General features: G+C 66.6%; 19 protein-coding genes. 5 read left to right on the top strand and 14 right to left on the bottom strand.

Going from position 1 to position 20,761, the window contains the following annotated elements:
* Positions 1-6 precede the first annotated feature (6 nt).
* The 8 genes from dctP to ACFOOQ_RS18325 all read right to left on the bottom strand — a co-directional run bounded on the left by dctP (position 7) and on the right by ACFOOQ_RS18325 (position 7,555).
* Positions 7-1,008, bottom strand: a complete 1,002-nt coding sequence (gene dctP, locus ACFOOQ_RS18360) for a TRAP transporter substrate-binding protein DctP (RefSeq protein ID WP_379729074.1) — start codon at positions 1,006-1,008, stop codon at positions 7-9.
* A 104-nt stretch (positions 1,009-1,112) separates the two neighbouring features.
* The gene (locus tag ACFOOQ_RS18355; protein ID WP_379729072.1) at positions 1,113-2,825 is read right to left on the bottom strand and encodes a RimK family protein; all 1,713 of its coding nucleotides are present in this window, start codon (positions 2,823-2,825) and stop codon (positions 1,113-1,115) included.
* A gap of 37 nt (positions 2,826-2,862) precedes the next feature.
* Positions 2,863-3,375 (bottom strand): GNAT family N-acetyltransferase, encoded by a 513-nt coding sequence (locus tag ACFOOQ_RS18350; RefSeq protein WP_379729071.1) that lies wholly within the window; start codon positions 3,373-3,375, stop codon positions 2,863-2,865.
* Positions 3,375-4,583 carry a molybdopterin molybdotransferase MoeA gene (locus ACFOOQ_RS18345; protein WP_379729068.1) on the bottom strand — a complete coding sequence of 403 codons (1,209 nt, stop codon included), beginning with the start codon at positions 4,581-4,583 and terminating at the stop codon, positions 3,375-3,377. Before ACFOOQ_RS18345 ends, ACFOOQ_RS18350 begins: the two co-directional genes overlap by 1 nt.
* A gap of 8 nt (positions 4,584-4,591) precedes the next feature.
* Positions 4,592-5,077, bottom strand: coding sequence for a cyclic pyranopterin monophosphate synthase MoaC (gene moaC / locus ACFOOQ_RS18340; protein WP_379729067.1), 486 nt, complete (start codon positions 5,075-5,077; stop codon positions 4,592-4,594).
* Positions 5,074-5,877, bottom strand: a complete 804-nt coding sequence (gene trpC, locus ACFOOQ_RS18335) for an indole-3-glycerol phosphate synthase TrpC (RefSeq protein WP_379729066.1) — start codon at positions 5,875-5,877, stop codon at positions 5,074-5,076. The genes moaC and trpC overlap by 4 nt, the downstream gene beginning before the upstream one ends.
* Positions 5,877-6,950 (bottom strand): anthranilate phosphoribosyltransferase, encoded by a 1,074-nt coding sequence (gene trpD, locus ACFOOQ_RS18330; protein WP_379729065.1) that lies wholly within the window; start codon positions 6,948-6,950, stop codon positions 5,877-5,879. The genes trpC and trpD overlap by 1 nt, the downstream gene beginning before the upstream one ends.
* The gene (locus ACFOOQ_RS18325) at positions 6,947-7,555 is read right to left on the bottom strand and encodes an anthranilate synthase component II (RefSeq protein WP_379729064.1); all 609 of its coding nucleotides are present in this window, start codon (positions 7,553-7,555) and stop codon (positions 6,947-6,949) included. Before ACFOOQ_RS18325 ends, trpD begins: the two co-directional genes overlap by 4 nt.
* Positions 7,556-7,849: 294 nt before the next feature.
* Here ACFOOQ_RS18325 and ACFOOQ_RS18320 point away from each other — a divergent pair, with 294 nt between their 5' ends.
* The 4 genes from ACFOOQ_RS18320 to ACFOOQ_RS18305 all read left to right on the top strand — a co-directional run bounded on the left by ACFOOQ_RS18320 (position 7,850) and on the right by ACFOOQ_RS18305 (position 12,841).
* Complete coding sequence (locus ACFOOQ_RS18320) at positions 7,850-10,087, top strand: methyl-accepting chemotaxis protein (protein ID WP_379729063.1); 2,238 nt, start codon at positions 7,850-7,852, stop codon at positions 10,085-10,087.
* A gap of 92 nt (positions 10,088-10,179) precedes the next feature.
* Positions 10,180-11,229, top strand: coding sequence for an N-acetyl-gamma-glutamyl-phosphate reductase (gene argC / locus ACFOOQ_RS18315; protein WP_379729062.1), 1,050 nt, complete (start codon positions 10,180-10,182; stop codon positions 11,227-11,229).
* 14 nt (positions 11,230-11,243) lie between these two features.
* On the top strand, positions 11,244-11,774 hold the full coding sequence (locus ACFOOQ_RS18310; protein WP_379729061.1) for a gamma carbonic anhydrase family protein: 531 nt from the start codon (positions 11,244-11,246) through the stop codon (positions 11,772-11,774).
* 92 nt (positions 11,775-11,866) lie between these two features.
* Positions 11,867-12,841, top strand: a complete 975-nt coding sequence (locus ACFOOQ_RS18305) for a pentapeptide repeat-containing protein (RefSeq protein WP_379729060.1) — start codon at positions 11,867-11,869, stop codon at positions 12,839-12,841.
* Positions 12,842-12,855: 14 nt separating this feature from the next.
* On the opposite strand, the gene ACFOOQ_RS18300 is transcribed toward ACFOOQ_RS18305, so the two are convergent.
* Positions 12,856-13,062, bottom strand: a complete 207-nt coding sequence (locus tag ACFOOQ_RS18300; RefSeq protein WP_379729059.1) for a hypothetical protein — start codon at positions 13,060-13,062, stop codon at positions 12,856-12,858.
* 49 nt (positions 13,063-13,111) lie between these two features.
* The gene (locus ACFOOQ_RS18295; protein ID WP_379729058.1) at positions 13,112-13,609 is read right to left on the bottom strand and encodes a hypothetical protein; all 498 of its coding nucleotides are present in this window, start codon (positions 13,607-13,609) and stop codon (positions 13,112-13,114) included.
* A 328-nt stretch (positions 13,610-13,937) separates the two neighbouring features.
* Between ACFOOQ_RS18295 and ACFOOQ_RS18290 the strand changes: the two genes are divergently transcribed.
* A complete protein-coding gene (locus tag ACFOOQ_RS18290; RefSeq protein WP_379729057.1) occupies positions 13,938-15,866 on the top strand; it encodes a methyl-accepting chemotaxis protein in 1,929 nt (642 codons plus the stop codon).
* Positions 15,867-15,896: 30 nt separating this feature from the next.
* Here the strand turns inward: ACFOOQ_RS18290 and pcaF are convergent, their stop codons facing one another.
* The 4 genes from pcaF to ACFOOQ_RS18270 are packed head-to-tail and all read right to left on the bottom strand — an operon-like array spanning position 15,897 to position 20,757.
* Entirely contained in the window at positions 15,897-17,099 is a 1,203-nt protein-coding gene (pcaF, locus tag ACFOOQ_RS18285; protein ID WP_379729056.1) for a 3-oxoadipyl-CoA thiolase, read from the bottom strand.
* A gap of 48 nt (positions 17,100-17,147) precedes the next feature.
* The gene (locus tag ACFOOQ_RS18280) at positions 17,148-18,155 is read right to left on the bottom strand and encodes a threonine ammonia-lyase (RefSeq protein WP_379729054.1); all 1,008 of its coding nucleotides are present in this window, start codon (positions 18,153-18,155) and stop codon (positions 17,148-17,150) included.
* A 2-nt stretch (positions 18,156-18,157) separates the two neighbouring features.
* A complete protein-coding gene (ggt, locus tag ACFOOQ_RS18275) occupies positions 18,158-19,891 on the bottom strand; it encodes a gamma-glutamyltransferase (RefSeq protein ID WP_379729053.1) in 1,734 nt (577 codons plus the stop codon).
* Positions 19,891-20,757, bottom strand: coding sequence for an alpha/beta fold hydrolase (locus ACFOOQ_RS18270; protein ID WP_379729052.1), 867 nt, complete (start codon positions 20,755-20,757; stop codon positions 19,891-19,893). Before ACFOOQ_RS18270 ends, ggt begins: the two co-directional genes overlap by 1 nt.
* Positions 20,758-20,761 lie beyond the last annotated feature (4 nt).

Raw genomic sequence — 20,761 nt, 5'->3', positions numbered from 1 at the left:
TAAACGTCAGCGCACCTGCAGGGCCTTGAGGATCAGCGCCTTGCCGTTCGGCACTTTCTCGGCGAAGGTCCGGTACGAGGTCTTGTTGGCGACGTCGCGCCACATGCCGGCCTGGGCATCGGTCATTTCGACCACTTTCACGCCATGCTCCTTGAAGCTGGCGACCAGCTTGTCGTCAAGCTTCTTGGATTCGGCAGCGAAAAAGTCCTCGGCCTTCTTCGAGGCAGCCATCAGTGCCTTTTTCTGCGCGTCATTCAGGCGGTCGAAGCTGCGCTTGGACATCAGCACCGGCTCGTACATGAACCACAGCGCATTGTCGCCCGGCGCGGTCAGGCACTTGACCTGCTCGTAGAGGCGGAACGAGACGAAGGAACCCGACGAGGTGTCGGTGGCATCGGCCACGCCGGTCTGCAGGGCGTTGTAGACCTCGTTGGACGGGATCGAGACGATCGAGGCCCCGGCTCCGGCCCACATCTCGGCGAAGGTGGCGCCGGCCGAACGGACCTTCAGACCCTTGGCGTCATTCGGCTCGAGGATGCATTTGTCCTTGGACCCGAAGGCGCCGGCCAGCCAGGCATCGGCCAGCACGACCACGCCGGCATCGTTGATGACCTTCTTGATATCGGCCATGAACGGCGAGGCGTTGATGCGCTTGGCATGCTCGTGGTTCTTGACCAGGCCCGGCATCAGGGTGGCGCCGAACTCCGGATGCTGGCCCGAAGCATAGTCGAGCGGGAAGGACGTGATGTCGATCTGGCCCTTCAGCATGGCGTTCCACTGTTCGCTCGCCTTCACCAGGCTGGCGCCGGGGAACACCTTGATGTCGACGCCGACCTTGGCATCAGCGACATCGCGGGCAATCATCTGCACCATCTCGTCGCGCACGTCGCCCTTGCCGCCGGGGAACTGGTGCGAGGCCTTGAGGGTGATATCGGCGGCCTGCGCCTGGGCTGCTGCCAGTCCCAGCAGCATCGATGCTGCAACGCCGAAATACATGGATCGAATCATCTGGTTTCCTCCTCGTTTATGATTGTTGGCCGGCATACTATGATGGCGCGCTGCCGGCCCCAAGCGAAAAAGGCCGGCAGTGGCGTCAGATGCGGCGGTTTCTATTATTTCCGGGTGAAGGGTAGCGGCAGGTCGGGTTGCTCGCCAGAGTCCTCGCCGGCCACGGCCTGCGGGCGGGCTGCATTATAGATCGCCTGCGCCACCTGACTGGAAACCTCGGCAGCAATCTTCGCAGCGACTTCGGCGGCGACCTTGGCGGCCACCTGGGCCGCGATCTGGGCCGGCGACGGTGCGGCAGTCGTAGCCGGCACCACCGTTTGCGGCAGGCTGACCGCGGAGCCGCCGTTTTCCGCCGCACCGCCGGGACGCTCTTCCAGCCGGCGGATGAATTCCTGGATGATGCGGCGATAGAGATCGTCCTTCAGGATGGCATCTTCTTCGCCCTGGTTGATCGAGGGGTTGTCGTTCACCTCGATCACCACCACGCCCTTGGGCGTCTGTTTCAGGTCGACGCCATACAGGCCGTTGCCGATCAGGCCGGCCGCCTTGAGCGCCAGTTCGACCACATCCGCCGGCGCTTCCTCGATCGGCAGGGTGCGATAGCCACCCTCGGTGAAGCGGCCGCTGTCGGCATGTTTGACGATCTGCCAGTGGCCACGCGACATGAAATACTGGCAGGCATAGATGGCTTGGCCGCGCAGGATGCCGATGCGCCAGTCGAAATCGGTATAGAGGTATTCCTGCGCCAGGATCACGTCGGACTCGCGCAGCAGGCGGGCCGCGGCGTCTTGCAGCTGCTGGCGGTTCTCGGCCTTGACGATGCCGCGCGAGAACGAGCCGTCCGGAATCTTCAGGATGATCGGATAGGGGATTTCCTGCTCGATCGCCTCGATGCCGCGGTTGTCGAGCACCACGGTCTTGGGTGTCGGGATCTTGTTGGCCTTGAGCAGCTCCGACAGATAGACCTTGTTGGTACAGCGCAGGATCGAGGTCGGGTCGTCGATCACCGCCATGCCTTCGTTCTCGGCCTTCTTGGCGAAGCGGAAGGTATGGTGATCCAGCGCCGTGGTCTCGCGGATGAACAGGGCGTCGTATTCGGCGAGCTCGGAGTAGTCCTTCTTTTCGATCAGCTCGACCTCGACGCCCATCTGCTCGCCGATGCGGATGAATTTCTGCAGGGTACGCTTGTCCGATGGCGGCAGCGCATCGGCCGGATTGTGCAGGATGGCGAGGCTGTATTTGGCCGCCGGCTTGGCCTTGGGCGTGCGCCAGCTCGACCGCGTGTAGGTTTCCAGCGCCAGTTCGAAGAATTCCTCCTGCTCCGGCTTCAGGTCGCTCAGCGCCATCGGCCGGATCGAGGCGATATGCCAGCCGTCTTCCGGCGAGATGTTGAGCCGCAGCATCGGCGCGCGGAATTCATCGAAGACCCGGCGGGCGAGGTCGGGGAAGCGCGGATCGTCGGTGCGGCCAAAGAAGATGTGCAGCACGAAGGGCGCCGACGGCAGCATGACCAGTTTCTTGACCTGCTGGCGCAGCAGTTCGTCGAGTTCCGGCAGGGTATGGCTGTAGATGCTGCGCTCACGCAGTTCGAGGATGGTCTTGACGCTGGGGATCACCTTCTGGCTGCGGGCTTCGGCCAGCAGCGAGCAGTAATAGCCGTACCCGAGATAGGAATAGTCCTTGCTCAGGTTGATGATCTTGGCGCGCTTGGCCTGCACGAGATCAGGCCGGGTGATGAACTCCCGGTTGTTGAGGACCAGGCAGCCGGGATTGCGGTAGCGGAAATGGGTTTTTCGCTCGACGACAATAATGTGCATGGTGGCGGGAACGGCTCCCGTATCTGTCCGGTGACTGTCAGGTGGCGCGGCGGCGGGACGACCGCCGGCCGGCCGGTGCAGGCTTGGGCAGGCGCTTTTCCAGCCGCCATGCGTCGGACCCGTCCTCGTAATAACCGGCGACGCGCCCAATCACTCCATAACCGCTTTTTCGGTAGAGCGCGAGAGCGCTTTTGTTGCCGGCGCTCACTTCCAGCCGCAGGGCCTGGGCGCCATGCCGGCGGGCCGCGGCCTCGACCGCCCGCAGCAGCCCGGCCCCCAGCCCGTGGCCGCGCGCCTCCGGCGCCACGGCGATGGAATACAGCCGTGCGGCGGGGCTGTCGGCACGGAAGAACAGCGTGGCGGCGCCCAGCAGACCCGCCGCGTCCCGGGCGACCAGCACCACGGCGCGCGGGTTGGCGAGAGCCGCGGCATAGCTGCGGCGGCTCATGCGGTCGCCGGAGAAGCAGCGTTCCTCCAGCGCCACAAGGGCGTCGAGGTCGGCGGCTTTTGCCGGTTCGGCGGTGTTCCGGGCGGGTCGGCCGGGCGGCATCAGCGCAGGCGCAGGATCGGCACCGGGCTGCCGGCCGGCAGGGCCGGCGCCAGCGGCGGCCGCACGATCAGGCAGTCGGCTGCACTCAGCAGGCGCAGCATCGAACTGTCCTGGCGGGCGAACATGCTGACGGTCAGGCCGTGTTGCGGGTCCTGCCGCAGGCTGGCGCGCAGGTAATCCTCGCGCCGGTCGTTGGCCGGCAGGTCCTCGGCAGTGACCGCGCTGTCGAAGCCGACGGTCCAGTCGAGCCCCAGCATGGCGCGTAGCGCCGGCACGAGAAAGTTGTGGGCGCAGACGAAGGCCGAGACCGGGTTGCCGGGCAGGCCCAGCAGCGGGATGGCGCCACCGGCGATGCCGGCGCGGCCGAACATCAGCGGCTTGCCCGGCCGCATGGCGATGCGCCAGAAATCGATGCCGGCTCCGCCGCCGCCCAGCACGGCATGGATCAGGTCATGCTCACCGACGCTGGCGCCACCCAGCGTGACAAGAAGATCATGCCCGGCCGCCGCATCGGCCTTGCTGCGCAGGTCAGCTTCCGTGTCGCGGGCGATGCCGAGATCGGTCGCGATGCCGCCACGGGCCTCGATCAGCGCGGCGATGCCGATGTTGTTCGAGCTGACGATCTGGTTCTCGCCGACCGGATCGCCCGGCCGCACCAGTTCGTCGCCGGTTGCCAGCACGGCGATGCGCGGCCGGCGCCGCACGGCCAGCCACGGCACGTTCATGGCGGCAGCCAGCGCGACATCCTCGGGCGCGAGGAGACGGCCGGCCTGTAGCAGCACCTGGCCCGCGGCGAAGTCGAGGCCGGCGCGGCGGATCCACTGGCCGGGTTTGGGCGCCTCGCGGACCAGCAGGCTGCCGTCCGGCTGCAGGTCGGCATCCTCCTGGATGACGATGGCATCGGCACCGGCCGGCAGCGGTGCACCGGTGAAGATGCGCACGCATTCACCCGGACCGACTGTGCCGGCATGACGGCCGCCGGCCGCGGCTTCACCGACCGGCTTCAGGCGGGCGGGCAGGGTGCCGAGATCGGCCTGACGGCAGGCCCAGCCGTCCATGGCGCTGGCGTCGAACGGCGGCTGGGTGCGCCGTGCGGTGACATCCTCGGCCAGCACGCGCCCGGCGGCGTGGCGCAGGTCGACGGTTTCGGCCGGCATGACCGGCAGGGCGGCAACAATGCGGGCACGGGCCTCGGCAACGGGCAGCATGGCGCGGCTCAATCCTGATCGAAGGTACCCGACTTGCCGCCGGACTTGTGCAGCAGCCGGATATCGGTGATGCGCATGCCGCGGTCGACCGCCTTCACCATATCGTAGAGGGTCAGCGCCGCGACGCTGGCCGCAGTCAGGGCTTCCATCTCGACGCCGGTGCGGCCTTTCAGCTTGCAGGTAGCCACGATGTCGATGGCGTGCGCCGCACGGTCCGGCGTCAGTTCGACGGCCACCTGGCTCAGCGCCAGCGGATGGCAGAGCGGGATCAGGTCATGGGTCTTCTTCGCCGCCATGATGCCGGCGATGCGGGCGGTGGCCAGCACGTCGCCCTTCGACGCCTCACCCGACAGGATCAGGTCGAGCGTGGCCGGCTGCATCTCGATGCGGGCGCCGGCGCGGGCGACGCGCTCGGTCTCGGCCTTGGCCGAAACGTCGACCATATGGGCCTCGCCGGCCTCGTTCAGGTGGGTCAGGGTCGGCTTGCCGCTCACGCTGCCTGCGCTCCGGTCAGCAGCAGCCGGGTGGCGCCTTCCACATCGGCCTGGCGCATCAGGCTCTCGCCGACCAGGAAACAGCGCGCGCCGCAGATCGCCATGCGGTCGAGGTCAGCCTTGCTGTAGAGGCCGGACTCGCTGACCAGGATCTTGCCGGCCGGCGCGCGGGCGGCCAGCGCCTCGGTGGTCGCAATGTCGACCGTCAGGGTCTTCAGGTTGCGGTTGTTGACCCCGAGCAGCGGCGATTTCAGCTTCAGGGCGCGGTCCATCTCGGCGGCGTCATGCACCTCGACCAGCACGTCGAGGCCGTAATCCCGGGCCGCGGCCTCGAGTTCGGCCGCTTGGCCATCCTCCAGCGCCGCCATGATCAGCAGGATGCAGTCGGCGCCCAGCGCCCGGGCCTCGGCGACCTGGTAGGGATCGAGCATGAAATCCTTGCGGATGATTGGCAGGTCGACGGCGGCCCGCGCCTGCCGCAGATAGTCGTCGCAGCCCTGGAAATACGGCTCGTCGGTCAGCACCGAGAGGCAGGTGGCACCGCCGCGGGCATAGGCTGTCGCCAGCGCCGGCGGATCGAAATCCGGCCGGATCAGGCCCTTCGACGGCGAGGCCTTCTTGATCTCGGCGATCAGGCCGTAACGGCCGGCGGCGACGGTGGCCTGCAGGGCACGGATGAAGCCGCGCGGCGCCGGCGTGGCGCGGGCTGCTGCATCGACCTGCGCAAATGGCACGGCGGCCTTGCTGCGGGCGATATGGCCGTATTTGTCGTCGCAGATCCTGGCGAGAACGTCACTCATCACTTGGTCTTTGCTGCCTTGTCGTCCGCATCCGGCTCGGCCGGCGGCGGCTCGTGGGTAATCTCGATCAGCCGTGCCAGTGCGGCCCGGGCCTTGCCGCCGTCGATGGCGGCGGCGGCCATGGCGGCGCCCTCGCGCAGGTCTGGCGCCTTGTCGGCAATCACCAGCGCGGCGGCGGCATTCATCAGCACGATGTCGCGAAAGGCGCCGGTCGCACCGTTCAGCACCGCGCGCAGCGCGGCCGCATTGGCGGTCGGCTCGTCGCCCTTCAGGTCTTCCATGCGGGCGCGCGGCAGGCCGGCCTCTTCCGGGGTGATCTCGAAATGGCGCAGCTTGCCGCCGCTGATTTCGGATACATAGGTCGGGCCGGTGGTGGTGATCTCGTCGAGGCCGTCGGAGCCATGCACGACCCAGACCTTGTCGCTGCCCAGCTTGCCCATCACCTCGGCCAGCGGCTGTACCCACTGGCGGTCATAGACGCCGAGCAACTGGCGTTTCACCAGCGCCGGATTGCTCAGCGGCCCGAGCAGGTTGAAGATCGTGCGGGTGCCGAGTTCGCCGCGGGTCGGGCCGACATGGCGCATGGCGCCGTGATGGCGTGGCGCCATCAGGAAGCCGACGCCGGCCTCGACAATGGCCTTTTCGATCAGGCGGAAATCGCAGTCGATGTTGACGCCGAGTGCGGTCAGCACGTCGGCGGCGCCGGTTTTCGACGAGACGGCGCGATTGCCGTGTTTGGCCACCGGCACGCCGCATCCGGCCAGCACGAAGGCCGAGCAGGTCGAGACGTTCCAGGTGCCCTTGACGTCGCCGCCGGTGCCGACGATGTCGATGGCATCGGCCGGCGCCTTCACGCCCAGGACTTTGGCACGGAGTGTCATGGCGCCGCCGGTGATCTCGTCGACGGTCTCACCGCGCACGCGCAGGGCCATCAGGAAGCCGCCCATCTGCGATGGCGTGGCATTGCCCGACATCATGATGTCGAAGGCGAGCCGGGCATCCTGCAGATTGAGCCGGCCGCCACCGGCCACTTCCGCCAGCAGCCGCTTGAATTCGGGGATGTCGGCGTTCATGCCGCTTTCTCGTCCCGTACTCCGGCAACCGGCAGGCCGCAGACGCGGACGAAATTCGCCAGCATCGCCAAGCCATGTTCGGAGGCGATGCTCTCCGGGTGGAACTGTACGCCGTGGATCGGCAGGTCGCGGTGGACGAGGCCCATGATCACGCCGTCCTCGGCCCGGGCAGTGACCTGCAGCACGTTCGGCATGCTGGCGGGGTCGACCGTGAGGGAGTGATAGCGGGTGGCGAGGAAATCCTGCGGCAGGCCGGCAAACACGCTGTCACCGGTATGATGGATACGGCTCATCTTGCCATGCAGGGGCTGTGGCGCGCGCACCACCTTGCCGCCGAAGGCCTGGCCGATCGCCTGATGGCCGAGGCAGACCCCGAACAGCGGCACGGCTTTCTCGGCGGCCAGCCCGATCATGTCGAGGCAGATGCCGGCCCGGTCGGGGTCGCAGGGACCGGGCGACAGCACGACGCCGGCCGGGTTGAGGGCCAGAACCCCCTCCGGGGTGATCTCGTCGTTGCGGAAAACCCGCACCTCAGGCCCCAGCTGGCCGAAGTAATGGACCAGATTCCATGTAAAACTGTCGTAATTATCGATCAAAACCAGCATGACGCCTTCCTCGGGGCTGCACCCTACCATAACCGCATTTCCTGACTACAGCGGCGGTCACACCCGTATCAATTGCAAAGAATTGGCCAAATCCCCTCAGAAAATCAAGGTATTGCGATGTGGATAAAAACACAGAACAATCCGGACAAAGAGATCATACCGGGGGGATTCGCAATGAATATCGGCAGGCTGCGTATGCGGAGCATACGCCTTGGCATCCGACACCGACTGTATCTGGCGGTGGGCGCGATCGCGTCCTTTGCCCTGATTTCCGCCGCAGCCGGATGGTTTGCGTTGACCCGGCTGGATCATGCCATCGTCACGGTCACCGACGAGGGCGTGACGGCGATGACGGCTGCCCTGAACCTGTCCAAGCAGGTTTCCGACCTCGCCGGCGTGGCACCGGATATCGTCACCGCCCAAAGCGAAAAGGATCTGCAGGCGCTCGAGGGCGGCATCAAGGAGAAAGAGGCCCGGATCGAGGCCACGCTGGGCGTGGTCTCGGCGATCATGAGCGGGCCGGCTGTCGAGGGCATCCAGAAGGAAACCAAGGCGCTGCTGGGCAGCGTAGGCCAGTTGCGGCAGGTGGTGGATGCGCGCATCCGTACCTCGCAGTTCCGCATCGACGAGACCCAGAAGCTGTCGGTTGCCCATGCCGAATTTCTGAAAGTGGCAAGCCCGCTGGTCGAGGACGCCGTGTTCGACCTGACCTCAAGCATGACCTCGGCGACCGAGGCCGGCGACCTGATCAAGATCGAACAGACGCTGAGCAAGCTGGCCAATACCGAGCTGCTGATGCTGCAGGGCATCAGTGGGCTGATCTCCGAGGTGAACAATACTGTCGGCCTGCTGGCGGTGGGGGCGCAGGCCGCCAATATGGACGAGATCCAGAAATTCAGCAGCCAGTACGAGGAGGCGGCAGCCAAGGTCGAACGCGGCCTCGCCTATGTCAGCAAGATCCGGCCGAATACTGAACTCAACAAGGTCGCCAATGCGGTGCTGGATTTCGGCAGCCCGGGCATCGGCGTGATCAGCCTGCGCGAGCAGGAACTCTCGGCCATCGCCCAGGCGCGCCAGCAGCTGCAGGTCAGCCGCGCGGCGGCACAGCGCCTGAATGCGGCGACCGAACTGGTGGTCGGAGAGGCCAACAAGGGTGTGCTCGATTCCGCTGCCGGCGCCAAGCAGACCAGTGCTGGCGGCAAGCTCATCCTGATCGCCGTCGCGGGTGTCAGCCTCGCGGCCGCCTTCCTGCTGGGCTGGCTGTATATCGGCCGGCGCGTCGGCCTGCCGCTGACCGCGCTGACCGGCGTGATGGCCCGGCTGGCGAACCGTGAATGGCAGACCGATGTGCCCGATCGCAGCCGGCAGGACGAGATCGGCGACATGGCCCGGGCGGTGCAGGTGTTCAAGGAGAACGGCCTCGAGAACGAACAGCTCCAGCTGACGGTCGAACATGATCGCCGCACCACCGAGGAGCAGCGCCAGGCCCAGGAAGCGCTGCTGGATCGTGCCGTGGGCGAGGTGGTCGGCGCGGCAGCCGGCGGCGACCTGTCGTCGCGCATCGACACGTCGCAGCTCGCTGGCACGATGGCGCGGCTCGGCGAGCGAATGAACGGCCTGCTCGAAACCGTGCAGCATGTCTTCGATTCACTGGGTAGCGCGCTGGGGGCGATGGCCGGCGGCGATTTCACCCATCGTATCGATGCCGATTATGCCGGCGTGTTCGACCGGCTGAAGCAGAATGCCAACCAAACCAGCCAGCAGCTGGCCCAGACGATCGGGCAGGTCAGCGGGGCCGCCGGCATGGTGCGCGATGCAGCATCGGAGATTTCCTCCGGCAGCAACGATCTGGCCAGCCGTACCGAGCAGCAGGCCGCCAGCCTCGAGGAGACGGCCGCCTCGATGCACCAGATCACCGCCACGGTGAAGCAGAATGCCGACAACGCCGAAGAAGCCAACCGGCTGGCGACGACGGCGCGCGACACCGCCGAAAAGGGCGGCAGCGTGGTGCAGGATGCGGTCAGCGCGGTGACCCGCATCGAGGAGAGCGCGCAGAAAATCACCGACATCGTCGGCCTGATCGACGAGATCGCCTTCCAGACCAACCTTCTCGCATTGAATGCCAGCGTCGAAGCCGCGCGCGCCGGCGAGGCGGGCAAGGGCTTTGCGGTGGTCGCACAGGAGGTGCGGGCGCTCGCCCAGCGTTCGGCCGATGCCTCGCGGGATATCAAGGGGCTGATCCAGGCCAGCACCGGCGAGGTGCGGGAAGGCGCGCGGCTGGTCAACCAGACCGGCCAGAGCCTGACCGAGATTGTCACCGCGGTGAAAAAGGTCGCCGATATCATCGGCGAGATTTCCTCGGCCAGCCGCGAGCAGGCGGTCGGGCTCGAGGAGGTGAATACCGCGGTCGCCAACATGGACGAGATGACCCAGCGCAATGGTGCCCTGGTCGAACAGACCACGGCCTCGGCCCAGGCGATGTCGCGGCAGGCCGGGGAACTGGCGGAACTTGTGGGACAATTCCGCATCTGAGGGGGTCAATTTAGCGTTTGACCGGCGGTCCGGGCGCGTTATACCGATGCCCACGGCTTTTTTCAGAAGGTCGGGTTTTCAGGAGGTCGGTTATGGCCACGGCGGATGCCATCAGGGTCGCGATTTTGGGTGCCAGCGGTTACACCGGGGCCGAGCTGCTGCGTCTGCTCGTCCGGCATCCGCGCGTCCGTATCGTCGCCCTGACCGCAGACCGCAAGGCCGGCGAGGGGATCGACACGGTCTTCCCGCAGTTTATCGGTCTCGGGCTGCCCCGGCTGGTTACCATCCAGGAAGTGGACTGGAGCGGGGTGGACGCGGTGTTTTGCGCCCTGCCGCACGGCACCACCCAGGAGGTGATCGCCGGCCTGCCCAAGCATCTGAAGATCATCGACCTGTCGGCCGATTTCCGGCTGCGGGACCCGGGCGAATATGCCCGCTGGTATGGCCATGAGCACCGGGCACCAAGCCTGCAGGAAGAGGCGGTCTACGGCCTGACCGAGCTGAAGCGGACGGACGTCGCCAAGGCGCGGCTGGTGGCCAACCCGGGTTGCTATCCGACCTCGGCGCAGCTGCCGCTGGTGCCGCTGATCGAGAAGGGCCTGATCGACGCCGACGACATCGTCATCGATGCCAAGTCCGGGGTCTCCGGCGCCGGCCGGGCGGCCAAGGAAGCCTCACTCTATGCCGAGGTCGCCGAGGGCACCCATGCCTACGGCGTGGCCTCGCACCGGCATGGTCCGGAGATCGAGCAGGAACTGTCGGCCTCGGCCGGGCGGCCGCTGGTGGTGAATTTCACCCCACACCTGATGCCGATGAACCGCGGCATGCTGGCCAGCATCTATGTGCGGCTGCAGAACGGCGCCTCGGCGGATGACCTGCGGGCGGTCCTGCTGCAACGCTATGCCGACGAGCCGTTCATCCAGATCGTGCCGCAGGGCGTGGCGCCGCAGACCCGCCATGTGCGCGGCACCAACGCCTGCCATATCGGGGTGTTCGCCGACCGCGTGAAGAACCGGGCCATGGTGTTTTCCGTCATCGACAACCTGATGAAGGGCGCCAGCGGCCAGGCCGTGCAGAATTTCAACGTCATGTACGGCCTGCCCGAGACCATGGCGCTGGACCAGCTCGCGCTGTTCCCGTAAGTCGGCCGCGTCGGATGTCCGGTCTGGTTCTGCCATTCGGCGCGCATCGGCCGCAGATCGCCGATGATGCCTTCATCGCGCCCAATGCGACGGTCATCGGCGATACGGTGATCGGTGCGCGCAGCTCGATCTGGTTCGGCTGCACCCTGCGCGGCGACGTCAACAGCATCCGGGTCGGCAGCGAGACCAACATCCAGGACGGCACGGTCGTCCATGTCACCCGGGCGAAGTTCGGCACTGTGATCGGCTCCGGGGTGACCATCGGCCATATGGCGCTGATCCACGGTTGCACCCTGGAAGACGGCTGCTTCGTCGGCATGCAGGCCACCGTGATGGATGGCTGCGTGATCGAGAGTGGCGGCATGCTGGCGGCCGGCGCCCTGCTGACGCCGGGAAAACGGGTGCGCCGCGGCGAACTCTGGGCCGGTCGGCCGGCGAAGCTGATGCGCAATCTGGAAGAGCCGGAAATCCGCAATATTCCGGATACGGCGAGCCATTATGCCCGGCTGGCCGACAGTTACCGGGCCCAGCTGGCCGGCCGTTAATACATTCTTGAAATCCGCCCCGTAACGTCACAAATCTGTCGGTAGACCCGCCTAGCCGTCCCGGCCGGCGGCGATTGGGTGGAAACATGACGGTGGAGTCGAACCCAGCCTCCTGGCCGGATGATCTGTACGAGCAGATCAAGTCCCATGGCGAGTTCCTGTCGGCCCGGCTCGGCAAGCTGACCCGTGGCAAGCAGCTCACCCTGGTCGGTGTTGACCTGACCGGCGTCAAGCTGGTTGGCATGAACCTGCAGCGCGCGGTGTTCCGCGGCTGCCGCTTCTATTGCGCCGATCTGCGCAATTCCGATTTCAGCCAGGCGGTGCTGACCGGCTGCGATCTCTCGGGCGCCGATCTCACCAATGCGCGCTTCGTCTGGTCCAACCTGCGCGGCGCCGACCTGTCACGGGCGATCCTCAAGGGCACTCGGTTCGAGAATGCCGACATGCGGCCGATGACCGAGCCGCCGGTCCTGCCGCACGGCAAGGGCGGCGTGGTATCACTGAGCGACACGACCCTGCACAACACCAACCTCAGCCAGGCCAAACTGCTCGGCGCCTCCTTCGTCGGGGCGATCCTCGATGGCGCGATCCTCGACAATGCGGATCTGGAAGGTGCGGACTTTTCCTATTCGACGCTCAGCAATGTGCAGTTCAAGAATACCAAGCTGCACGACGCGAACTTCCATCTGGCCGATTTTCCGGTCGAGATGATGAAGGATCTGCAGACCGGTGGCGCCAAGTTGCCGCAGGTGGTACCGCCCGAGGTGCTGGAGCAGGTGGTCAACGATCATCAGCTGTGGATCGACACCGATGGCCAGCGCGGCCGGCGGGCGATTATGTCCGGCTGGTATCTGTCGCGGGCGCATCTGGCCCAGGCCAACCTGAACGGGGCCGACCTGCGCAAGGTCAACCTGTCGAATGCCAACCTGCACGGGGCGCGGCTGATCTGCTCGGATCTGCGCGAGGCGAACCTGATGTACACCAACCTGACCGATGCCGACCTGCGCGGCGCGCTGACCGAAGGTTCGCGCGGCCTGCCGGTCGTGCTGCCGGGCAACAAGAACTGAGATTGAAGTTCGGCTTAGCGGCGTCCGCCGGAGGCAGCGGTCGCGCCCCCGTTGAGGCCCTTGATGGCGCGGTGAATCCGCCGCCAGACCAGGTTGCCGACAAAATTGGCGCTGCTGGCCATCTCGTCGATCTGCTTCTTGGCATAGGCCTCGGCGCGCTTGGCCCCCTGTTCGGCAATCAGGTCGCGGGCCGTCCGCCAGATTTCTGCATCGCTGGTCATGCCCTGACCCTGCCGGCAAAAGGTTAGGGAAAGGTAAGCTCCGGGCAGCCTAGTCCTGCACCTTGCTGACCGCGACCCCCAGATTGTCCAGCAGTTCCTTTTCCATCTTGCCGCCGGTGCCGCCGATACCGCGCGCCAGCACCACATACATGGAATCGATATGGATGCTGATGACCTCGAGCTGGGCTTCGTTGGGCAGGCCGAGCTTGCCGGTGAAATCATGCAGCGACTTCGCCAGATGGGTCAGCAGCGGGTAGCCGAAAGTGCCACCCATGCCTTTGATGTCGAAGGCGATTTCCGAAATGTTGGACAGGATGAAAATGCGCTGCAGCTCGTCGTCTTCGGCGGCTTTCACCTGCCGGCGCATGTCCTTCAGCTTGTCCAGAACCTCTTTGGCGAAGATGTCGGTGGATTCGCCGATCACCGCCTCGATCTTTGCCCGCACCTCGTCGGTCAGCGTCAGCTCCAGCCCGGTCGTGTGATTGACCGCGCGCTGGCGCAGACCCTGCGATGCCTTGATCAGACGTGGCTTGTCGCCCCTGGCCATACCGGTATGAAACCCTGCGCCTCTTTGGCCGGGCGACAATGCCCGCCCAGCGGGTAATGTTCTATCTCAGCTTTGACGGCCATGTATATGGCCAATGGGCTGAAAACACATGGTCAACCAGCCGGTCGCCCAGTCTGGCCCTGACGCGACAGGCGCTCCAGACTTCGACCAAAGTCGCAGTCTTTCCATCGCCCTGATGTTGTTGGAGGAATGCACAAAACCGGACTGGTTGCGTTAGACTGTGCGCGTAAACGCAAGAACAAGGCCGGAAAGGCCGTGTCACCCCCTGCGCTGGGCGGGGCGGTGACGCTACGGGAGGGGCGTGCAAATGGTGTCGGGTCTGCCAGTCGAATTGCGAACCGGTGCAGCGGTTCTGTGTCTCCTCCTTCTGGCGGCCGGCTGGCTCGGCTCGGCCTGGCAGGTGGTCGCGTTCAGCCCTGTCGTCGTGCTGGTTCTGGCCGGACTGGTCCTGCTGGTGGGGCTGGCGCTGGTCCTGTCGCTGCCGGCGGGCACCCGGGCCGTCGCCGCGATTCTCGAGACCTGGCCACGGCAGGCAGAGGACGTGGAACGCCTGCCGGCCACCTGGCGTGATGCGCTGCGCAAGCTGGCCGGGGCCTGGCGCAGCGAGCAGGACCGCGCCACGGCCCTGCAGCAGCGACTGGAGGCACGGGAGAGCGAACTTGCCGGCCTGCGGACGGCCGATGGCACCCGCTTCGGCCGCATGGGCGAATTGTGCGGCGCGATCAGTCGCGGCGTGCTGGATCGCCGGCTCGACCTCAACGGTGGTGCCGGCGACAGCCATGCCCTGTCCGGCCATTTCAATACCATGGCCGAGACGCTGGACCGTGTGGTCGGTGAACTGAAAACCCTGTTCGGTCGCATGGCGGAGGGCGATCTCTCCGAAGGCATGCATACCGATTTCGGCGGCGATTTCGCGGTGATTCGCGACGGTGCCGAACAGGCCATCGAACGGCTCGGCAGCGTGATCGGCACCATCGTCGAGGCTGCCAATTCCATCTCGTCGGCTACTGTGGAACTGAACCGCGAGGCGAAAGGCCTGGCCGAGAGTGCCGAGGCGCAGACCGACAGCCTGGATCGCACGGCGGCGGATGCCGCCAGCCTCAGCGAGGCGGCGCGCGGCAGCGAGGCCATCGCCAAGCGCGCCAACCAGCGGGCCGGCGAGGCACGCAGCGCGGCACAGAATGGCGTCCAGGTGGTCAGCCGCTCGGTCGAGGCGATGAACGAGATGTCCGAGATGTCGCAGCGGATTTCCGAGATCACCACGCTGATCAACGAGATCGCCTTCCAGACCAACCTGCTGGCGCTGAATGCCTCGGTGGAAGCGGCCCGCGCCGGCGATGCGGGCCGTGGTTTTGCCGTGGTGGCGCAGGAGGTCCGGGCGCTGGCGCTGCGCTCGGCCAATGCCTCGAAGGACATCGGCACCATCATCAAGCAATCCGGCGAGAAGGTGAAATCCGGCGTTGCCCTGGTCAGCGAGACCGGCGCCGTGCTCAATCGGATCGTCGAGGCGATCGACGCCATGGCCGGGCAACTCGACGAGATCGAGCAGGCCAGTACGGAACAGTCGGGGCGGGTCAACGGCGTCACCCATGCCATCGCCGACATGAACGCGGCGACCCGTGGCTATCTCTCGGTGGTCCAGCGCACCGGCAAGTCGGTGCAGGATATCGACCTGCAGGTGGCCAACCTGGCCACCCAGATCGCCTTCGTCACCACCACGGCGGACCGGCCTTTCCTGGTTGCCGCCAAGGATGGCGCCGCCCGTATCAGCGCGCTGTTCAATGCGGCGATCGACCGTGGCGAGATGAGCCTGGAGGATTTCTTCGATGAAAACTACGCGCCGATCAAGGGCACCAATCCGCAGCAGTTCATGACGCGGTTCGTCAAGTTCACCGACAGTCATCTGCCGGATATCCAGGAGCCGCTGCTGACGACGAATTCCGCGATTGCCTTCTGCGCCGCGGTTGATCGCAACGGCTATCTGCCGACCCATAACCTGAAATACTGCCAGCCGCAGGGCAGTGATCCGGTCTGGAATGCCGCCAATGCCCGCAACCGCCGCATCTTCAACGATCCGGTCGGGCTGGCCTGCGGCCAGAATACAAAGCCCTATCTGCTGCAATGCTATCGCCGCGACATGGGCGGGGGGCATTTCGTGCTGATGAAGGATGTTTCCGCGCCGATCACGATCCGGGGCCGCCACTGGGGCGGCTTCCGGATCGGCTACAAGATCTGACCGGCGCGGGACATCCGGCCGAGCGGTCGGTCAGACCCGCTCGATCACCATGGCGATGCCCTGGCCGACGCCGATGCACATGGTGCACAGGCCGTAGCGGCCGCCGGTCCGCTCGAGCTGGTTGAGCGCCGTGGTGATCAGGCGGGCGCCGCTCATGCCGAGCGGATGGCCGAGCGCGATGGCACCGCCATTGGGATTCACATAAGTCGCGTCGTCCGGCACGTTGAGCTGCCGCAGCACGGCCAGCGCCTGGGCGGCAAAAGCCTCGTTCAGCTCGATCACGTCCATGTCGCGGATCGACAGGCCGGCCTTGGCCAGCACCTTCTCGGTCGCCGGCGCCGGACCCATGCCCATGATGCGCGGCGGCACGCCGGCCACGGCGGTGGCGATGATGCGGCCACGCGGGGTCAGGCCGTGCTTGCGCGCAGCATCTTCCGACGCAAGGATCAGCGCGGCGGCACCGTCATTGACGCCCGAGGCATTGCCGGCGGTGACCGTGCCGCCCTGGCGGAACGGTGTCGGCAGCTTGGCCAGTGCCTCGATCGAGGTCTCGCGCGGATGCTCGTCGCGGTCGACCACGGTCGGGTCGCCCTTGCGGCTCGGGATGGTCACCGAGGTGATCTCGGCCTCGAACAGGCCGAGCTTGATCGCGTTCAGCGCGCGCTGCTGGCTGCGCAGTGCGAAGGCATCCTGGTCGGCGCGGCTGACCTGATACTGCTCGGCGACATTCTCGGCGGTCTCCGGCATCGAATCGACGCCATATTTCTGCTTCATCAGCCGGTTGACGAAGCGCCAGCCGATGGTGGTGTCGTAGATCTCGGCGGTGCGCGAAAAGGCAGCCTCGGCCTTGGCCATGACGAAGGGCGCGCGGCTCATGCTCTCGACGCCGCCGGTGATGACGAGGTCGGCTTCGCCGGTCTTGATGGCGCGGGCACCGGCGCTGGTCGCCTCGATACCCGAACCGCACAGCCGGTTCACCGTGGCACCGGGCACCTTGTCGGGCAGGCCGGACAGCAGCAGGGCCATGCGCGCGACATTGCGATTGTCCTCGCCGGCCTGGTTGGCGTTGCCGTAAATCACGTCATCGACGGCGTCCCAGTCGACGGACGGATTGCGCTGCATCAGCGCCTTGATCGGAATGGCGCCCAGATCGTCGGCGCGTACGCTGGACAAGGCACCGCCGTAGCGGCCGACAGGCGTACGGATGGCGTCGCAGATGAATGCCTCGGTCATATGTCTCTCCCTAGGGTCTCTCGAAGGCCGAGTATGGAACGCCGCCGGTCACACCGGCGGCGTGCGGGAGATGATGGTCGAGTAGAGCGCCGAGTCAACATTTCCGCCCGATGCCACCACGATCACCGTGCGGTTAGCGCACGGCACTTTGCCGTTCAGCACCGAGGCGAGTGCCGCGGCGCCGCCCGGCTCCACCACCAGCTTGAGGTAATGGAAGGCGGTGGCCATGGCGGTCTCGATTTCGGCATCGGTCGCGGAAACCGCACCAGCCAGTTGCTGCGACATCACACCGAAGGTGATGTCGCCCGGATGCGGCGCCATCAGCGCGTCGCAGAAGGTGGGCTCGTTCGCGCTGTGACTGACGATCCTGCCGGCCTTGAGCGACTGGTCGATATCGTCATAGCCATGCGGCTCGGCGCAGTAGACGCTGCAATCGGGCAGGCGGCTCTTCACGGCCAGCGCGATGCCGGAAATCAGTCCGCCGCCGGAGGCTGGCGCCAGCACCGCGTCCGGCGTGATGTCGCGCTCGGCGCATTGCGCCGTGAGCTCGAGGCCGACGGTGCCCTGGCCGCAGATGATGTAAGGGTCGTTGAACGGCGGCACGAGAGTCATGCCGCGATCACGGGCATAGCGGTTGCCGATCGCCTCGCGGTCTTCCTTGTGGCGGTCGTAGAGCACCACCTCGGCGCCATAGGCGCGGGTATTGGCGATCTTGATCGCCGGCGCATCGGCCGGCATGACGATCACCGCCGGCGCGCCGCAGATTTTGGCCGCATAGGCAGTGCCCTGGGCATGGTTGCCGGACGAGAAGGCAACGACGCCGCGCTGGCGTTCTTCGGGCGAGAGCCGGCTGATCCGGTTATAGGCACCGCGGAACTTGAAGGAGCCGGTGAGCTGCAGCGGTTCGGCCTTGACCAGCAGGCGGCCGCCCAGCCGCTCGTTCAGCAGCGGGCTTTCCAGCAGCGGGGTGCGCACGGCGACGCCACGCAGGCGGCGGGCGGCATCCTCGACATCGGCAACGGTGGGCAGCGGCGGCAGGCCGGCAGGTGCATTCATGGTCAATCCCCTAGAGCGACGCCCTCGCGGCGGGGATCGGCGGCGCCGATCCAGCCTTGCGGACCCCGCATAATTACATGCAGGCCGCTGGTCATTTCCAGTCTCCGGACCTTGTGGCCCATGGCTTCCAGGGCGCTTTCCCAGGAAATCGGCGCATCGGCCTCCAGTTCGGTGAGGCCGTTGCGGCTGCCGAAATGTGGCAGGCTGATCGCCGCCAGCGGCGCGTAGCCCTTGTCGATCATCAGCCACAGGCTGCCGGTGACATAGTTGATGATGACGCTGCCGCCTGGCGAGCCGGCGACGCCATAGAGGTGTCCGGTGGCGTCGAACAGGATGGTGGGCGACATCGAGCTGCGCGGCCGCTTGCCGGCCTCGACCCGGTTCACCACCGCGGACCCGTTGCGCTCGGGCAGGAACGAGAAATCCGTCAGCTGGTTGTTGAGCAGGAAGCCACCGACCAGCAGGTGTGAGCCGAAGGCACTTTCGATGGTGGTGGTCATCGACAGGGCATTGCCGTCGCGGTCGATGATCGAGACATGGCTGGTGCCGTGTTCTGAAGGGCCGAAGCCGATGGGCGGCGCCATGCCGCGACGGCCGGGCGGCTCGCCCGGTTCGGCATGGCCCATGCTGTGCTGCGGATCGATCAGGCGGGCGCGGCCGGCGAGGTAGGCCGGGTCGATCAGGCCGTCGACCGGGACGCGTACGAAATCCGGGTCGGCGACATAGGCATCGCGGTCGGCAAAGGCCAGCCGCGCCGCCTCGCTGTAGAGATGGATATCCTGCGGCGTCACCGGCCCGGGCTTTGCCGGCCCGAGCGCCTGCAGGATGCCGAGGATCTGCAGCGTGGCGATGCCGCCGGAACTCGGTGGCCCGAAACCGCAGATGCGCAGCAGGCGGAAGCTGCCGCAGACCGCCGGCCGCACGGCGGCATGATAATTGGCGAGGTCGGCATCGGTCATGTCGCCCGGGTTGGTCGGGTGGCCGCGCACGGCGGCGACGATCGCCTCGGCGATCGGGCCGCGGTAGAAGGCATCGGCGCCGTCGGTGGCGATGCGGCGGAGTGTCTCGGCAAGGTCCGGATTGCGCAGCAGCGCGCCGACCGGCAGCGCCTGGCCATCGGGCTGGTAGAACAGGGCGCGGGCCACCGGGTCCTGCGGCAGCACGCTGTCCTGCGACAGCAACTCGTGCAGGCGCGGCGAAACGGCAAAGCCGGCCGCGGCGGCGGCAATCGCCGGCTGGAAGTCCTGGCCCCAGTCGAGCCGGCCATGGGCCTGATGGGCCAGCTCCAGCGCGCGCAGCACGCCCGGCACGCCGACCGAACGGCCGCCGATCACCGCCTTGCGGAAATCCATCGGCGTGCCGTCGGGATTGAGGAAGCGGCTCGGCCGGGCCGCCGCCGGCGCGGTTTCCCGGCCATCGTAGGCATAGAGCAGCTTCTGGCGGGCATCCCAGTAGAGGATCAGCGCGCCGCCGCCGATGCCTGATGACTGCGGCTCGACTAGGTTCAGCATCATCTGCACGGCGATGGCCGCGTCGATGGCGCTGCCGCCACGATGCAGGATATCGAGTCCGGCCTGCGCCGCCAGTGGGTTGGCCGCCACCACCATCTCGTGGCGGGCAAGGGTCTCGGTCTTCTGCAGCCGGCCGGTGGCGGCTTCCGGCGCGGGCCGCGTCTGCGCCGCCGCCGTGGCGGAGACCAACAGCAGGGCCAGGGAAAGAAGTTTCGCAATACACATCAGAGTCCCGCCAGAAATTCGTCGATGGCGGCCAGCGCCTCGGGTTCGTCCAGCATCGGTACATGGCCGACATCGGGTATGGTGACGGCGGTCATGCTGGCATGCTCACGCTTCATGCGGATGAAAGTGTCCGCCGACAGTACGTCGGACAGGGCACCACGCAGGGCCAGCAGCGGCAGGTTGCGCAGCCCGCGGAACAGCGGCCACAGGTCGGGCAGCGGAGCATCGGCCTGGGCCTGCAGTGCTTTGCCGATAGCGATATCGTAATCGAGCCGCACACCGGACCCGCTGTCGTCCTGACGAAAGGTAGCATGAGCAAGCTTCAGCCAGCCTGCCGTATCGAGCCGCGGATTGGCGGCCTGGTCGCTGCGGCGCCACAACTCGGCGGCGTCCTCGAAACTGGCGGCGCGGATGGCGGTGCCGATGGTCTGCGCGATGCGGCCATATCCGCCGCGGTCGATATCCGGTCCGACATCGTTGAGGATGATGCCGGCCAGCACCGCCGGCATCGCCGCCGTCATGCCCATGGCCAGCAGCCCGCCCATCGAAGTGCCCAGCACGACGACCTGCTCGACATGAGCGACGGCCAGAAGATTCTGAAGGTCGGCCAGATAGACGACCGGATCGTAATGGCGCGGATCGGGATCATAGGCCGACCGCCCGCGGCCGCGGTAGTCGACGGTGATCACCCGACGCTGCGATGCATAGCGGCTGGCGAGATCATGAAAGTCCTTGCTGTTGCGGGTCAGGCCCGGCAGGCACAGCAGCGGCAGGCGCGGCGAATGGCGGTCGCCGTAGTCGCGGTAGTAGAGGCGCAGGTCGTCCTGGGCATGAAAGAAATGCTCGGTGAAGACCTGCGCGCTCATGCCG

Source organism: Ferrovibrio xuzhouensis (assembly GCF_042648965.1).
GTDB lineage: Bacteria > Pseudomonadota > Alphaproteobacteria > Ferrovibrionales > Ferrovibrionaceae > Ferrovibrio > Ferrovibrio xuzhouensis.
This window is presented reverse-complemented; position numbering and strand designations above follow the sequence as displayed.

Bases quoted from the DNA above. Each gene is read 5' to 3' on its own strand.
- pcaF (WP_379729056.1), bottom strand. From the start codon at position 17,099: ATGACCGAGGCATTCATCTGCGACGCCATCCGTACGCCTGTCGGCCGC.
- trpC (WP_379729066.1), bottom strand. From the start codon at position 5,877: ATGAGTGACGTTCTCGCCAGGATCTGCGACGACAAATACGGCCATATC.
- ACFOOQ_RS18345 (WP_379729068.1), bottom strand. From the start codon at position 4,583: ATGCTGCCCGTTGCCGAGGCCCGTGCCCGCATTGTTGCCGCCCTGCCG.
- ACFOOQ_RS18325 (WP_379729064.1), bottom strand. From the start codon at position 7,555: ATGCTGGTTTTGATCGATAATTACGACAGTTTTACATGGAATCTGGTC.
- ACFOOQ_RS18290 (WP_379729057.1), top strand. From the start codon at position 13,938: ATGGTGTCGGGTCTGCCAGTCGAATTGCGAACCGGTGCAGCGGTTCTG.
- ACFOOQ_RS18300 (WP_379729059.1), bottom strand. From the start codon at position 13,062: ATGACCAGCGATGCAGAAATCTGGCGGACGGCCCGCGACCTGATTGCC.
- dctP (WP_379729074.1), bottom strand. From the start codon at position 1,008: ATGATTCGATCCATGTATTTCGGCGTTGCAGCATCGATGCTGCTGGGA.
- ACFOOQ_RS18270 (WP_379729052.1), bottom strand. From the start codon at position 20,757: ATGAGCGCGCAGGTCTTCACCGAGCATTTCTTTCATGCCCAGGACGAC.
- ACFOOQ_RS18280 (WP_379729054.1), bottom strand. From the start codon at position 18,155: ATGAATGCACCTGCCGGCCTGCCGCCGCTGCCCACCGTTGCCGATGTC.
- trpD (WP_379729065.1), bottom strand. From the start codon at position 6,950: ATGAACGCCGACATCCCCGAATTCAAGCGGCTGCTGGCGGAAGTGGCC.
- ACFOOQ_RS18355 (WP_379729072.1), bottom strand. From the start codon at position 2,825: ATGCACATTATTGTCGTCGAGCGAAAAACCCATTTCCGCTACCGCAAT.
- ACFOOQ_RS18295 (WP_379729058.1), bottom strand. From the start codon at position 13,609: ATGGCCAGGGGCGACAAGCCACGTCTGATCAAGGCATCGCAGGGTCTG.
- ACFOOQ_RS18310 (WP_379729061.1), top strand. From the start codon at position 11,244: ATGTCCGGTCTGGTTCTGCCATTCGGCGCGCATCGGCCGCAGATCGCC.
- ggt (WP_379729053.1), bottom strand. From the start codon at position 19,891: ATGTGTATTGCGAAACTTCTTTCCCTGGCCCTGCTGTTGGTCTCCGCC.
- ACFOOQ_RS18350 (WP_379729071.1), bottom strand. From the start codon at position 3,375: ATGCCGCCCGGCCGACCCGCCCGGAACACCGCCGAACCGGCAAAAGCC.
- argC (WP_379729062.1), top strand. From the start codon at position 10,180: ATGGCCACGGCGGATGCCATCAGGGTCGCGATTTTGGGTGCCAGCGGT.